Genomic DNA, 16003 nt, shown 5'->3' with positions numbered 1-16003 from the left:
AGCAACCATATTTTATAGGTAATTTTGAACAGTTAAAAGAAATATTACAGGAGGGTGAAAAGCAAGGAGTTTTTCATTTCTTCTCCATAAATCATACAATACATTGGATCACTTCTATTGTTTTATTTCCAAAGTTTAAAAAGTTTATTGATTTTTTAGGACCAAATGAAACGAATGATACAAATCATGAATGGATGCCAGAAAACTTAGTGGACAGGATTGTTACTGCATTAACAGATAAACCTATTGTGTAAATTATTCAGTGTTTATGAATTCTATTATTACTATTTAAAGCCTAATTTCTCAATGTATTGTAGAGAAATTAGGCTTTTTTTATCAATTCATTAAAGTTTTTATAATTCAAAGACTCAAGTTAATGATTATATTTTCAAGTATTCGTTTTGAGCTACATAGATATAGTTTTCGTTGCAACTGTTTGTTGAAATATTTTATCATGCTCAACAATAACCATTGTGGGATTAAATTGTTGAATAAGTTCTTCAATCTGCATGCGGGAATAGATATCTATAAAATTTAGTGGTTCGTCCCACATATATATATGAGCTTTTTCACATAAACTTTTAGCGATAAGCAGTTTTTTCTTTTGTCCACCAGAATAATGAGATATATCTTTTTCAAATTGAATTCGGTCAAAGTCCATCTTACTTAGGATGGACTTAAATAAGGTTTCATCAATCTTGTGCTCTTCAATAAAGCCTGATAGTGATCCCTTCAAATGAGAAGTATCTTGTTGGACATAGGAAATGATGAGTCCTGTACCTAAAGTAACTAAGCCTGTATGCTGTATCGGATGTCCTAGAATTAGTTTTAGGATACTACTTTTTCCGCTCCCATTCGTTCCATCAAGTACAATTCGGTCACCTTGTTCAACTATGAAGCTAATCGGCTCATTCACAATTTGATCATTGTACTTAACGGATACGTCAACTAAAGTAACCAATTCATTTGATTTAAATTGCAATTGTTCCAATTTTAATGACTCAGTTTTTTCCACATTTTTTAGTAATTTTGATTTTTCCTCAATAGCTTTTTGTTGCCTTGATTCAAGGTTTTTTGCTCTTTTCATCATCTTGGCTGCTTTATGTCCTACAAACCCCTTATCCAACTTAGAGCCTGAATTCCTCGTTCCATTTTTTGAAGCTTCCACGTCATTAGACCAACTTGCTGAACGTTTGGAAGACTGTTTTAATCGCCCTATGTCTTTTTGTAGACGCTCGTTTGTAGCCTTCTCGTGTTCTTGCTGTCTATCAAAATTTAACTTCCAAGAAGAATAGTTACCACTTTGAACCTCAATATTTGCTCTATTAATAGATAGGATATGGTCAACGCACCCATCTAAAAAGATTCTGTCATGTGAAATTAAAATAAATCCTTTTTTCTTCCTTAGATAATCGGAGACTATCTTTCGTGCATCTGTATCTAAGTGATTTGTTGGTTCATCAATTAATAGAAATTGACCCGCATTTAAAAACAGTGCAGCAAGCAACACTTTTGTTTGTTCCCCATTTGATAATGTTTTAAATGGTCTGTACATGACCTCAGCATCAACATTTAAATAGGATATCTCACGTAGAAGTTCCCAATCTGCGGCTTGGGGACAAATTTCTTCAAGGATTTCATGAGTGAATTTGTTCTTATCTGAAACAGAGTAGGGGAAGTAATTGAATTCTACTGAAGCAAGGATTTTCCCGCTATACTCATAATTCCCTAACAATAAATTAAAGAATGTCGTTTTACCTCGTCCGTTTCTACCAATAAATCCTAGCTTCCAATCCGTATCTATTTGGAAGTTTACACTTTCAAAAATATTATCAAAGCTACCTGGGTATGAAAAAGTTAAGTCTTGGACCTTTATCATTGACATAATAATTCCTCCTTTATATATCGAAACGTTTCATATAAAGTCGGAACATCCATCCATTTTTTAATTCCTCTATATAAGTTTGATGGATATTAACGACTTATATAGAGCATTACATGTGTAACAATAGTATCTGAAGTACTCATTTTTCTCGCTCCTTTATTTGTGAAGTACATTTAACAATTAGTAAGTTTCAACTAAGACAAACGGGAATAAAAAAATCCCCCAATTTGTAATCGGAAGGATTAGTCTTTCGTCTATACTTAATAAGTACTTATTAAGTATTTGAATCATGACAAATAAAGTATGAACTGAATTTTAAAAATGGATAGACTAACCCTATATTTTGTAGTTTGAAGTTATAAAATTCAACTTAAAATATAAATTAGTTAATCATTATTCATCCATCATTCCTTTCATAATTCTATTTTTAGAGTAACATTCTTTTTAGGGAGATGCAATATTGGCTTCAATTTCATCTAATTCTAAATCATTTATAATTCTTTGAGTAAGGAGATAAAACTTTACCGCCCTTTTTATAAACATCACATTTTTGTTCAATAGGTCATGTCTTTTGTCCGTTAAAAAGGGAGGATATGAAATTGACATCAACTTTTTGTGTAACTATAATAGTTACAGTTGGTTTCGTAAACTAATTTGAATTTCTATTTTAATGATAGTATATTTTCATTCCTTTTTAAGTGTGACAGATAGCAACTATAATCCAATAGAGGAGTAGATTCTATCTCATATGTAAAGAGTAGATAAGTTGTACCCGCCAAATTTACGATGCTCAAATACTTAAAAAATTACATTTTTCAGCTTATCCTTTTTAGAATCCTCAGTATTGATAATTGTAAACATCTACAAAAAGTTAATAAGATTGTTGTGTGTAGAAAGAAATCTTTTAAAAAGGTCATAATATGGATAATAGATAGCACACATTTTAATTAGTAGGACTTGTGCCACCATCAAGCCATTTTTTAATAAAAGTATAGAAAAATCAAGAAGGTGAATCCATTGCGTAAACATGTATATGTGCAATTTTATGTATTGATATTGGCTTTAATAACTTATATAAGCTTTTGCTTTATATTTTTATTTGTTTTTCCGAATCATTATTTCGTATCAGATTTTAATATCCGACTATCATCTTTAGTCGTTGAAACTACTGTATTTATCTCATTACTGTATTCTATATTATCCCAAAAAATTAAGTTAGGAGTATTCTGGGTTTGCATTACTATTGCAATAGGGTGTTTTTTGATAGGAAATTTCATATCCGCTTTTCAAGTACTTAATGTAGAATTGCCAATACAAAATTTTAATATTTCTGATGTATTTCTACTGTTTTTCTTATTCTTCTTTCTTTTTGCGTTCTTTTATAAAATTATGATGGAATGTAACAAATGGGAGAAAGCGTATTTACTTTGTGATTTATGCATTGTTGTTACTGCTATTTTTACATTAGAGTGGTACCTATTTAATAAACCATCTGCAAATATTTTATTCTTATCAATTGGAGATGTTTTTCTCTCATTTATTTTTCCGATTATAGATTTATTGCTTCTATTACTTGGAGTTACACTGATCTTTCGACCTGCTATTTTCAATGCAAAAAGTAAATTGTTTATTTTTATCCTAGTATTAACTGGATTGGCTATTACGGACTATTTGTATTTTTACTTACAAGGTGATTTGTCAGAGCGTTCAGTTATATTTTTAAGGTGTTTGTATAGAGTTTTCCTATTATTTATCGCTATTGCTGCTACAATCCCAAAGAATACTTCTTCTAAAAGAAATTATTTTATTATTAATCCGACATTTGGAGAGAAACTTCTTGGTATATTCCCTTATCTTGCAGTTGCAGTCTTAATTGGCTTTACTTTGAAAGAGCAAACTTCTTCAGCTACATTAATTACGGGAAATTGTATTGCTTTTGTATTTGTACTGATTCGTCATACAATCGTACGAATGCAAAACAAAGAGTTAACTAAAACATTAAAAGTGTTTAATAATCAATTAGAACAAACAGTATCTCAAAGAACAAGGGATTTAATAAATAAATCTAATGATTTAGTAAAAAATCAAGAGAGATTTAAGTCATTATATGAGTATCATCCGGATCCTATTTTAACGATTGATTCAAACGGTATCGTATTAAATATAAACCAGGCTGGAAGTATGTTATTAGGAAAAGAAAGTGCTGCATTGATAGGCAAAGAGTGCTTCTCTATTTTTTTAGATGAAGATAAATCTGAATTGGAAGCAGCTATAAAGAAAGGGAAACGATGTAGTTCATCTTCACTACAGTTACGTGTGAAAAATAACAATGAGAAAGATATACTCTTTTGGTATGTCACTATAGTTCCTATTATGATAGAAGGACAAATCTTTGGGAGCTATGTAATGGTAAAAGACATAACAAGGATGAAACTACAACAGGAAGAGATAAATTACCTTGCATTCCATGATACGGTGACGGAGATTGGAAATCGTATATTCTTCCAACAAGAATTAGATAGATCTATTAAGCGTGCACAAAAAACACAGGATAAGTTTGGGCTCCTGTATATTGATTTAAATCGCTTTAAGACTATTAATGATACATTGGGTCATTCGATTGGTGACAAGGTTTTAAAAGAAGTTGCCAAACGTTTTAGGACATGTCTGTCACCGACTATTCCTCTAGCAAGAATAGGTGGTGATGAGTTTGCGATCATTGTCCATAACCAAACAGAGCAACAGCTATTGGATTTGTGTAAAACTCTATTTCGTAAAACTGAAGAACCATTTGTAGTAAATCAGCATAGTTTTTACTTATCTCTTAGTATAGGAATAGCAGTGTATCCATTTGGAGGAATAAATACTACTACACTTTTACAACACGCTGATATCGCTATGTATAGCGCAAAGGAAAAAGGTAACAATGCTGTTTGTATGTATGACGAGACATTATCTCAAAAAGTAACTCGTCGATTACGATTAGAACAGGATTTACCAAATGCAATTGAAAATAATGAGTTGTTTTTATTGTATCAACCACAAATTGATAGTAAGGCAGGTAAGGTTATTGGTGCAGAGGCTTTAATACGTTGGCAACATCCAGAGCTTGGACTGATTTCTCCTTTTGAGTTTATACCTATCGCAGAAGAAACGGCGCAGATTATTTCAATTGGGAAGTGGACGTTACAGAAAGCGTGTCAACAACTGAAAGAATGGCATTCTGCGGGCTTTTCAAATCTAAAGATGGGGATAAATTTATCAGCTATAGAGTTTGAACAGAAAGATTTTGTTCAAACCATTATATCTACCATAGAAGAGATAGGAGTACCTGCTAATTCGATTGATTTGGAATTAACAGAGCGAATAGCAATGGTAGATGAAAAGGAAACCTTATCGAAGTTAAAAGCATTAAAATCATATGGTGTACATTTATCAATTGACGATTTTGGTACAGGTTATTCTTCATTAGCGTATCTGCCTCTTTATCCAATTGATACTTTGAAAATTCCAAGAGAATTTGTTAATAGGATTGGAACTTCTACTGATGGAGATGAAATTATACAAACCATTATTTCACTTGCTCATACTTTAAACATGAAAGTGATAGCAGAAGGGGTAGAAACGAAGGAACAATTAACAGTGTTACAACGTAATGCATGTTATCTAATTCAGGGCTATTACTACAGTAAACCTGTAAATGAAGATGAATTTATTGGTTTTTTAAGTACAATACAAAATGAATAAGTGAAAAATCAGTATATGTATGAAATAAAGTGAAAAGACGATCTATCCATATGGATTTGAACGTCTTTTCACTTTATTTTCAGTAGTTATGCAGCAAGGTTTCAGCCTTTGAAAGTAAAATAAGTATCTATATTCCTTGTATTTAGGGCTAATGGGATATGAGGTGAAAGTTGCTTCTTGTGAAACCGCATTAGGGACAGCTCGTATATTCTTAAAGCAATTTGAAAAAGCGGAAGAACATTTCAATCGTTCCATTGACCTTTTGCAAAAACATAATGAAGAAAAATTGATTTTAATAGTAAGGCATAATCTAGGACTATTATATGCAACTCAAAATTTATCTAAATTAGCAATTCGTCATTTATCAGAAGTCACAGAGAAGAATATTGCCCATTTTAAAGCAGTGTTCTTACAAGCGCGTGAACACTATAAGCTAAGAAAAACAAATATTGTAAAAGAACTTATTGAAAAAGGATTAGCAGTTTGTATGGAATTAGGAAATGAAGAGTATGTATATCATTTCAATATTTTACGCTCTCTTAATGAAGATGAAGCAATTAAACTCTTAGAAGAAGTGAAAAAAGTATTTCTTACTTCGAAAAGCAAGGTTTATGGGATTTCGTAGAAGAATATGCAGATCTAAAAAAGGAAGAAATTATACAATAATCACATGCTATCATTTTTAATAGCTAATTAACAAAAGGACTCCAATTATGGAGTCCCTTTGTTAATGGGATAATGCTTTAGTTTATCTGATTATAACAATATTTGTAAAAAAGTGTAAAGGGGTCCTAGTTTGGAGGGGGAATTATTTAATCTTTTTTATTTAATAAAGGGATGATATTTAGTTATCTGCGTTTCTTAATTATGTTTTTTATCACAATTTGAAGTAAATTTCAGTTAATCTTATTTATTTTATAGGAATTATAAGTTATACTAAAAGTAGGTGCAAAATGTACCATTTGAAAAAGAGTGCATTGCAAAAAGGAATCCGTAAAGGATTCCTTTTTTGTTTCTTTTAAAATGAAGCAACGTTCTAATTATCTTTTTCTTTTTTTATGAATGAACTACCAATGTATAAATTTAAAAGGTATTTTTGGAAAATTGCCATATTCCTGTAACAAAACAAAGGTATGTTATGTGTGTTAAATATAAAGAGAAAGAAGGAAAAGTTGTGAAAAAAGTTTTGCCAATTGTTGCGTTATTAGGCATGATGAGTTTTGGAGTACAGGAAATGAATGTAAGAGCTGATACATACCACAAGGGCGATTCAAAAATTAGTTTTTGGGATTCGAAAAGAAAGGGTACTAATTTCATGAATAGTACGTCATTACCTGAAAACTATAAAAGTGCAAAAGAAGCTAATATTGAATATGTACGTTTAGCACCTGATAAATGGGCAAAAGATAAAGATTTTCTATTTGAGGATAAACCAGATACTTCTGGAAAGGATTTTCTGATAGGTAATGCAGATAACTATCGGGGATTAGTAAAGGAAGATCTAGAAAAATTAAAGGCGGATTTAGATGCCGCACAATCACAAGGAATGAAAGTCGTTCTTACAATGTTATCCTTACCCGGTGATCGATGGCGCCAATTTAATAATAATAAGAATGACGACAGAATGTGGGAAGAAGAGAAGTATCAAGAACAAGCAAGTCAATTTTGGAAGGACCTCGCTCTGGAACTAAAAGATCACCCCGCGGTGGTTGGTTATAATATTATAAATGAACCACATCCAGAAACAGCTAAAAATAATAGATATAATGATTTTTGGACGGAAGATTACGAGAAATGGTATGCAAAAGTAAAAGGAACGACAGCTGATTTAAACAGATTTTATGAAAAGGTGATTAACTCCATTCGTAAAGTGGACAAAGAAACACCGATTATTTTAGATTCAGGTTTATATGCTACTCCATGGGCCTTTAAATATTTAAAACCAGTAGAGGATAAAAAAACACTATACGCATTTCATATGTATGAACCATATGAATTAACGAGCCAAGGTGAAAAACAAAACAAGGAATATCAATATCCAGGATTAGTAAAAGTAGGGGATTTAGAGAAACCTGTAATGTGGAATAGACAGGGATTAGAGAAGTTTTTGAAGCCAATTCAACAATGGTCTAAGAAAAATCATGTACCATCTAATCGAATTATTGCAGAGGAGTTTGGAATTAACCGTACTGTTCCAGGTGCTACCCAATACATGCAAGATCTTATTTCTATCTTTAACCAAAAAGGATGGCATAAATCATTCTATGCATTCCGTGAAGACACATGGACAGGGATGAATTATGAATTGGGAACAGAAAAAATAAAATGGGATGAAGAGGGTAAACCGATGCGTCAAGATAATTCACTCTGGGATGTAATAAAAAAAGATTTACAAACGCGTAAATAGTTTAGAATATTAGGTTTAAGGACTAAATATAAGCATCTAATTCAAATAGAATTAGATGCTTTTTATTTCGAAAAAAGGTGGAGTTGAATTAAAGGTTCCATCTTTTCTTTTGCATAAAGAGTACCAATCAGGTTTATTTACAACGAAAAATAAGATTTTTAGAGAATAGCTTAGAAAAAAATTGTGGAGGTTCAAACAAATGTGGTCACAATTGTTTAAACCTTTAAAGTAAAAAAAAATTTATGAATTTTTCGTGAGATCCCAACCTTTAAATGTTGTAATTTATTTACTTATTTATCCAATTGGATATATTTCTCTAATTGGATGGAAGTTTAGAATACAGAATCAAAACATAATAGGCTGTTATCGATGAGTTTATCGTAAAGTTGTTATTTAATGTGTCATCAAATAACATTTATATACAATAATACATAAAGAAAAGGAGATATTTATGAAAAAATATAGAGTAATAGACACAATTTAAATAGTATGAATAGTTTAGATTGTAAAAACATGGAGAAGAAAACAAAAAAACTTAAGAGTACTAAGGAAAAATGAGGGAGATAATATGGGGAATAATTCAAAACATAAAACTAGAAAAATACTTGCGGCCACTGCTACAGTAACTATGCTTGCGACTGGAATGATTTTTTCATCGGATGTCTTTGCGGAGCAAAAGGAGCAGCAAAAAAATTTATCGACATCATTGCAAAAAGAAAAGTCAGTTAAATCAGAAAATAGAACATTTACAGTCCCAGGAAAAGGGGATGTTGAGGTACTGAAACAACAGGAAAGAAAAAGTATGGCATTTAGTCCATATGAACCAACTGGTTTATATGCAAAGCCAAATGAACAAATAACGATTAATGTAGAAGGTAATCAAGATATTCAGGTATATATTGGAACTTATTCGTATGATGCTTCTTGGAGAGAAGATTCTAAGATAAAATCATTCACATTAAAACCTGGTATAAACACAATCCAATCTCCAAGTGGGGGGATGATTTATTTTTATAATAAACAACAAGGGGGTACCATTCGAACAACAATCACAACAGGTGGAACGACTACGCCTTTCTTTGAACTAGGAAAGCATACGAAACAAGATTTAATAAACATGCTGGACCAATATCCTAATGCACATGCAGTGGAGTTAAAAGGAGAACGTGTATTAATTACGGCCAGCCTTGCACGTGTTAAGAAATATTTGTTGGGTTCTAATACAGATCCTGTACAACTCTTAAAAAAGATGGATGAAGCTACTCGAATTCAAGACAAAGTAGCTGGATTATCCGAAGAACAAGTAGATAAACATTATGTTCATTACGTAGAAGAAAATCATTCTCCCGATTATTATATGTATGCAACTTCTTATCGAACAGCATATGTAGGAGATGCAATCCAATACGTGTTAGATATTAATAAATTTATAACAGATGGTTGGGGCCCTTGGCATGAGGCAGGACATTTGAGACAACAATCGCCCTGGAAGTTTTATAATATGACAGAAGTACAAAATAATATATACAGCCTTTCTGTAGAAAAAGCATTTAATCAACCATCCAACTTAGAGAAAAGTGGAATTTATCCAAAAGCATTTCAATATCTAGAACAAGTGAATAAAAATTATGATGAAATTAGCGATGTTTTTGTAAAGCTTGTTATGCTTTGGCAACTACAGTTAGCGTATGGAGAGGATTTCTATCCTAAATTGCATCAATTGTATAGAGACATGCCTTCAGGTGAACTTCCACAAACTGATGAAAATAAAAAACAATTATTTATGATTTCAGCATCAAAAGTAGCCAAACAAAATTTGATTCCTTTCTTTGAGAAGTGGGGATTACGTCCAAATAACGATACCATTCAAAAAGTAGCTGCATTAGGATATCCAATTTTAACAGCAGAGATTTGGAAGGGGACGGATTCTAATCCAATTAAACCAGATATGCCTAATGTAAATAATATTTTAGAAGGAAACCAGTTTGCATGGTCGCTAAAAGGAATTAGTGATTTCGAGTTTGCAAAAATTAATTTCAATAAGTCGACAGAAGAAATGCAAGTAGACTTAAAAGCAGGCGTACCGCATCATTATTTTAATGAAACATATGCGAGTATTAAAGTACAAAATGCATCAGGGAAAGTAGTATACAATAAAGACATTTATGGAAATAAACAACAAAATGCTGAATCGCAAAAAGTTTCAGTCAAAGTAGGAGATTATATTGAGTTAACACATCTAGAAGGTTTGCATAGAGCTACTCTCACAAATATAGATAATAGTAAACAAGAGAGCTTTGGAAAAAAAGCCATGTACGAAGTTACAAAGGAAGGTCTGAAGAAAGTAAATCAAATTGTTAATCCGAAACCGGACACAGAAGCTCCAACACAGCCACAAGGATTATATGCAAGCAACCTTACTTCTAACAGTGTAGAGCTAAAATGGAATCCTTCTACAGATAATGTAGGTGTAAAAGAATATCAGGTATTACGCGATGGACAATTGATTCAAACGGTACAAGGAACGACGTTTACTGATCAAAACTTAACAGTTAATAAGGAATATAAATATGCAGTGAAGGCTGTAGATGCAGCTGGAAATACATCAATCCAAAGTGAAATTCTTCTTGTAAAAACTAAAGATCAAAATGTATCTTATGAAAAATGGGATCCAAAGAAGGCATATACAAAGGGCGATAAAGTAGAACATCAAGGGACAGTGTATGAAGCTGTTCAAAATCATCAAGGAAATGGTGACCCGAATTGGATATTTGCACTATCGTTATGGAAAGCAATTACAATCAATTAATATGTAAGAATCAGATGTAAAGATAGAACAACATCCAGTATTTTAAAGAATTACTGGATGTTGTTTGAATTTTGATAGATTTCTCTACTACGTTAGTATTCAATAATAAAAATTAGAAAAGGATGTAGATTAGTGATTAGTCAGAAAACAAAGAAAAGATTTAATAAAGTTATTATAATTACCGCAGCATGTAGCATGTTTTCTATGTTTGGAACGTCTATTTTGCACACTAAAGCTGCAACACATTCAGCTGCTCCAGCAGTTTATGTGAGTCCCCAAAATATACCTGCCTCAGATATTATTAGTATAGACTGGTCACCAGTTCAGACACCACCTTATACGTACTGGGCTGTACACAACTGGAATGCAGGTGGTGAAGCTGGAGGATATGCTGGTTTTCAACAACAAAGTGGGTTTGATGAAAATGGAAAACGTACTTTACATTTTGCCTTATGGGATCCAATTTCCTCTAAAGAAGCAATAAAGGCCGAATACTTATCTCCGAATTCGCAAGCTGGACCCTTTGGAGGAGAAGGAACAGGAATGAAGGTTCAAACAACTTATGGTTGGAAAGACTACAATTGGTACACAATGACAATGCGTTCATGGCAAGAAAATGGTCATACTAAATTTGGACAATGGATGAAAGATGTAACAAAGAATAAATGGCATCAAATTGCAATTATGGACTTTCCGGTTGCTAATGTTGCATTTAATCATGGTTTAGGAATGTTTCAAGAAGACTGGGCTGATAGTGGACAGAATGTTCGAGAAGCGCGCTTGAAAAATGGTTATAGCCGAAAATTAGTTGATAAACAATGGAGTTCTTGGAATAATCAAAGTATTTCTGGAACGCATGATAATACTTATCAATATGATGGAGGATCTACTTCAGAATATGTATGGGTCAAAGCAGGAGGTAATACGCAGTCTACTATTGGGGCAGGAAAAATATTCACGCTAAATCAACCTACTCAACCTGAAATAGGAAAATTAGATTTTGATATCCAATCTATATATTATGAAAATGAAAAATTAAATGTATCTTGGAAACTAAAAGAAAATAGTACACCGCAATTTAAGGGGAAAATTGAAATTTATAACAATGAAAATATGACGGGCCAACCTATTAACGTAATTAATGATATTAAATCTTATCAAAATGGAATCAGTCAATCTATATCATTACCAACAAATGCTTATGCAAAAATTGTATTAACGGATATATTTGATCAAACTGTTGAGAAAAAGGTACAAATCAAAAATGAATCTCCAAACATTTTTGAAGGTAATGAATTTGCATGGTCGCTGAAAGGGATTGGAGATTTTGAATTTGCGAAAGTAAATTTAAATAAATCAACAGAAGAAATGCAAATTGATCTAAAAGCAGGTGTACCACATGACTACTTTGATAGTACATATGCAAGTATTAAAGTACAAAACACATCAGGTAAAGTGGTCTATAACAAAGAGATTTATGGAAACAAACAGCAAAATGCTGAATCGCAGAAAGTTCCAGTCAAAGTAGGCGATTATATAGAGTTAACACATCTAGAAGGTGTACATAGAGCTACTCTTACAAATGTAGATAATAGTAAACAAGAGAGCTTTGGAAAAAAAGCCCTATACGAAGTTACAAAGGAAGGCCTGAAGAAAATAGAAAAAATGCCAGAAGCAACAATTTTAGAAGGAAACAAGTTTGCATGGTCACTAAAAGGAATTAGTGATTTCGAGTTTGCAAAAATTAATTTCAATAAGTCGACAGAAGAAATGCAAATCGACTTAAAAGCAGGCGTACCGCATCATTATTTTAATCAGACATATGCGAGTATTAAAGTACAAAATGCAACAGGGAAAGTAGTATACAATAAAGACATTTATGGAAACAAACAACAAAATGCTGAATCGCAAAAAGTTCCAGTTAAAGTAGGAGATTATATTGAGTTGACACACCTAGAAGGTGTGCATAGAGCTACTTTAATAAATGTAGACAGCAGTAAACAAGAAAGTTTTGGAAAAAAAGTCATGTACGAAGTTACAAAAGAAGGCTTGAAGAAAGTAGAAAAAATGCCAGAAACAACGGTTTTAGATGGAAATCATTTTAGGTGGTCTTTAAAGGGATATAATAATCGAGAAATCGCGAAAATAGAATATAACAAAGCAACAGAAAAAATGCAGCTTAAATTAGAAGCGGGTATACCCCATCCTTATTTTACTAATACGTATGCAAGCATTAAAGTCCAGAATTTATCCGGTAATATTTTGTACAATAAAGAAATTATAGGAAATAGACAACAAGATGCTGAGAGCCAAACCGTTTCAGTCAAAGTAGGAGATTGTATTGAGTTTACTCATATAGAGGGAGAAGCACAAACGGAAAAGACACGCGCCACACTTACTAATCTTGAGAATAGTAAACAGGAGTATATGGGAAAGAAAAGAATATATCAGGTTACCTCTATGGGATTATTAATAAAGTCATAGATTTCACTACAAAAGTTAAATTATAGATATATATATTATATAAAAATCTTAACCATTATACGCATTAAAAAATTCTCAAGAGAATATAGATTGGCGGGTATAGTATGAACATATTCAAAGGGTTTCTAATTTCATCAATTGCAATGACCACATTTGTAGGAACAGATTTAATCCTACAAAATGATAGTATTCATAATAAAGTTTACGCTGAATCTAATAATGTCACATACAAAGAAAGAGATTCACAGGAAGAAAGATTAATTGTAAAGTTTAAAAATCAAATTGACTTACCTTATGAAGATGGTATTGAGAAACGAATAAAAAATGGGGATTATGATAACAATTTAAAGCAGTTATTTTCCGAAAATACAAAACTTACTTTGAATCGTCTGTTCTCATCTGTAAATCCGATAGAGATTGAAAAGTTATCAGTACAATCTAAATCAGTTGCTAATGAATCAGCTAATAATTTATTAAATTATTATATTGTACAAGCTCCTAATAACATAGAAATAGAATTATTACTGAAAAAATTTGAAACATCTCCTCTCGTAGAGGAGGCTTATATACAAGAAAAACAAATTTTGACCCCTCCTGAAATACAGTTACCAAATTTATCTGTTAATCCGTACGATGACCCTAGATTTAAAAATCAAGGATATCTTGAAGCGGCACCAAAGGGAATTAATGCCTCGCATGCTTGGAGCATTAAAGGTGGTGATGGGAAGGATACAACTTTTGTGGATATGGAATATGGATGGTTATTGAACCATGAGGATTTAGTCAATAAAAATATTAAGCTTATGTCGGGACAAAATATAAGCCAGCATAGAGCTCATGGTACTTCTGTATTAGGAATTGTTTCATCTGAAGATAATCAAATTGGAAATATTGGAATTGCACCAAAAGCAAATGTAAAAGTAATATCCCAGATTAGGGATAATGGAATTTATAATACAGCGGATGCTATTTTAAGTGCTGTACATAATTTACAAGCGGGAGATATTCTTTTATTAGAGGCACAAGCTTCGTATGATGGGTATGGGGATAAATATTTACCTGTAGAAGTACATCCAGATATTTTTGATGCAATTCGTGTTGGTACAGATAAAGGGATTATTATTATAGAAGCTGGCGCAAATGGTTCAAACGACTTAGATAATTTTAAAGATCGTAATGGAAAAAAGATTTTAAATCGAAATAGTCCAGACTTCAAGGATTCAGGTGCTATTATGGTTGGGGCGGGATCATCAACTGTTCCACATCAACGTTTATGGTTTTCAAATTATGGAAGTCGATTAGATGTATATGGATGGGGAGAAAATGTTGATACAACATCAGCAAATCCAAGTCAAAATACTACAAATTTATATACATCAACATTTAGTGGAACATCAAGTGCTTCACCAATTATTGCTGGAGCAGCAACTTCGATTCAAGGTATTGCTAAAGAACATCGAGGTTCTCCTTATACACCAGCCGAATTAAGAAATATCTTAAGTAATCCGAATACAGGAACAAAATCTCAAGATCCGTGGAATGATAGAATAGGTGTTTTACCTGATCTAAAATCTATATTAGATAACTTAGGTTTTAATTCAGATATCCCGAACTCTTCTAGTATTTTAGAAGGAAACCAGTTTGCATGGTCACTAAAAGGAATTAGTGATTTCGAGTTTGCAAAAATTAATTTCAATAAGTCGACAGAAGAAATGCAAATCGACTTAAAAGCAGGCGTACCGCATCATTATTTTAATCAGACATATGCGAGTATTAAAGTACAAAATGCAACAGGGAAAGTAGTATACAATAAAGACATTTATGGAAACAAACAACAAAATGCTGAATCGCAAAAAGTTCCAGTTAAAGTAGGAGATTATATTGAGTTGACACACCTAGAAGGTGTGCATAGAGCTACTTTAATAAATGTAGACAGCAGTAAACAAGAAAGTTTTGGAAAAAAAGTCATGTACGAAGTTACAAAAGAAGGCTTGAAGAAAGTAGAAAAAATGCCAGAAACAACGGTTTTAGATGGAAATCATTTTAGGTGGTCTTTAAAAGGATATAGTGATAGAGAAATCGCAAAAGTTGATTATAATAGGACAACAGAGAAAATGCAGGTGAATTTAGAAGCAGGCGTACCACATTCTTACTTTAATCAGACATATGCAAGTATTACAGTAAAGAATTCAACCGGTAATGTTGTGTATAATAAGGAAATAGTGGGAAACAGACAACAAACTGCTGAAATCCAAACGGTGTCCTTAAAAGCGGGGGATTACATTGAGTTTACCCATATAGAAGGGGAAGCAGTAAAGGAAAAGACACGTGCTACACTTCTTAACCTTGAGAATAATAAACAAGAATATATAGGCAAAAAAAGAACCTATCAAGTTACTTCAACGGGATTAAACAAAATAGATTAACATGAAGAACCTTCTAATTATTCGTTAGATGCAAATAGTCGTTCATTATGAACGGCTATTTGGTTTTTATTTAAAGAAAAGTGAAATGAAAATACTCTCTCTTTTGTATATACTCTCCTTGCTATCAACTGCTATATTTGTTTATCAGGGGGGATTTTAAAAATGTGCTTGAGAATTGATAAATGTTTAAGTGCTATAGATTTGAGAAAAAAGAAACAGAATAGTAAGGTATTTATTGATAAAAC

At 32.1% G+C, this 16003-nt stretch carries 7 protein-coding genes and 1 pseudogene; 7 read left to right on the top strand and 1 reads right to left on the bottom strand.

Annotated elements, in window-relative coordinates; translation table 11 throughout:
* Positions 1-2 precede the first annotated feature (2 nt).
* Positions 3-254, top strand: a pseudogene (locus ACS2CR_RS15400) (TetR/AcrR family transcriptional regulator); the annotation flags it as partial.
* Positions 255-406: 152 nt separating this feature from the next.
* On the opposite strand, the gene ACS2CR_RS15395 reads toward ACS2CR_RS15400, so the two are convergent.
* Positions 407-1885 carry an Lsa family ABC-F type ribosomal protection protein gene (locus tag ACS2CR_RS15395; protein ID WP_153602449.1) on the bottom strand — a complete coding sequence of 493 codons (1479 nt, stop codon included), beginning with the start codon at positions 1883-1885 and terminating at the stop codon, positions 407-409.
* Between the two features lie 1017 nt (positions 1886-2902).
* Here ACS2CR_RS15395 and ACS2CR_RS15390 point away from each other — a divergent pair.
* From ACS2CR_RS15390 to ACS2CR_RS15365, 6 genes are all read left to right on the top strand, one after another.
* On the top strand, positions 2903-5632 hold the full coding sequence (locus tag ACS2CR_RS15390) for a GGDEF domain-containing phosphodiesterase (protein WP_153602450.1): 2730 nt from the start codon (positions 2903-2905) through the stop codon (positions 5630-5632).
* Between the two features lie 151 nt (positions 5633-5783).
* Positions 5784-6257: a tetratricopeptide repeat protein gene (locus tag ACS2CR_RS15385; RefSeq protein WP_002026151.1), complete on the top strand. Its 474-nt coding sequence runs from the start codon at positions 5784-5786 to the stop codon at positions 6255-6257.
* Between the two features lie 513 nt (positions 6258-6770).
* Positions 6771-8039, top strand: a complete 1269-nt coding sequence (locus ACS2CR_RS15380) for a glycoside hydrolase family 5 protein (protein ID WP_153602460.1) — start codon at positions 6771-6773, stop codon at positions 8037-8039.
* 568 nt (positions 8040-8607) lie between these two features.
* Positions 8608-10848 (top strand): M60 family metallopeptidase, encoded by a 2241-nt coding sequence (locus ACS2CR_RS15375; RefSeq protein WP_065703507.1) that lies wholly within the window; start codon positions 8608-8610, stop codon positions 10846-10848.
* A gap of 132 nt (positions 10849-10980) precedes the next feature.
* Positions 10981-13332: a putative mucin/carbohydrate-binding domain-containing protein gene (locus ACS2CR_RS15370; RefSeq protein WP_438906067.1), complete on the top strand. Its 2352-nt coding sequence runs from the start codon at positions 10981-10983 to the stop codon at positions 13330-13332.
* 104 nt (positions 13333-13436) lie between these two features.
* Positions 13437-15758, top strand: a complete 2322-nt coding sequence (locus ACS2CR_RS15365; protein WP_001019977.1) for a putative mucin/carbohydrate-binding domain-containing protein — start codon at positions 13437-13439, stop codon at positions 15756-15758.
* The last annotated feature ends 245 nt before the right edge of the window (positions 15759-16003 follow it).

The sequence above is a fragment of the Bacillus cereus group sp. BceL291 genome (genome assembly GCF_051776705.1).
GTDB lineage: Bacteria > Bacillota > Bacilli > Bacillales > Bacillaceae_G > Bacillus_A > Bacillus_A cereus.
Note: the sequence above shows the minus strand (reverse complement) of the source record. Positions and strands in the feature narration are given on the sequence as shown.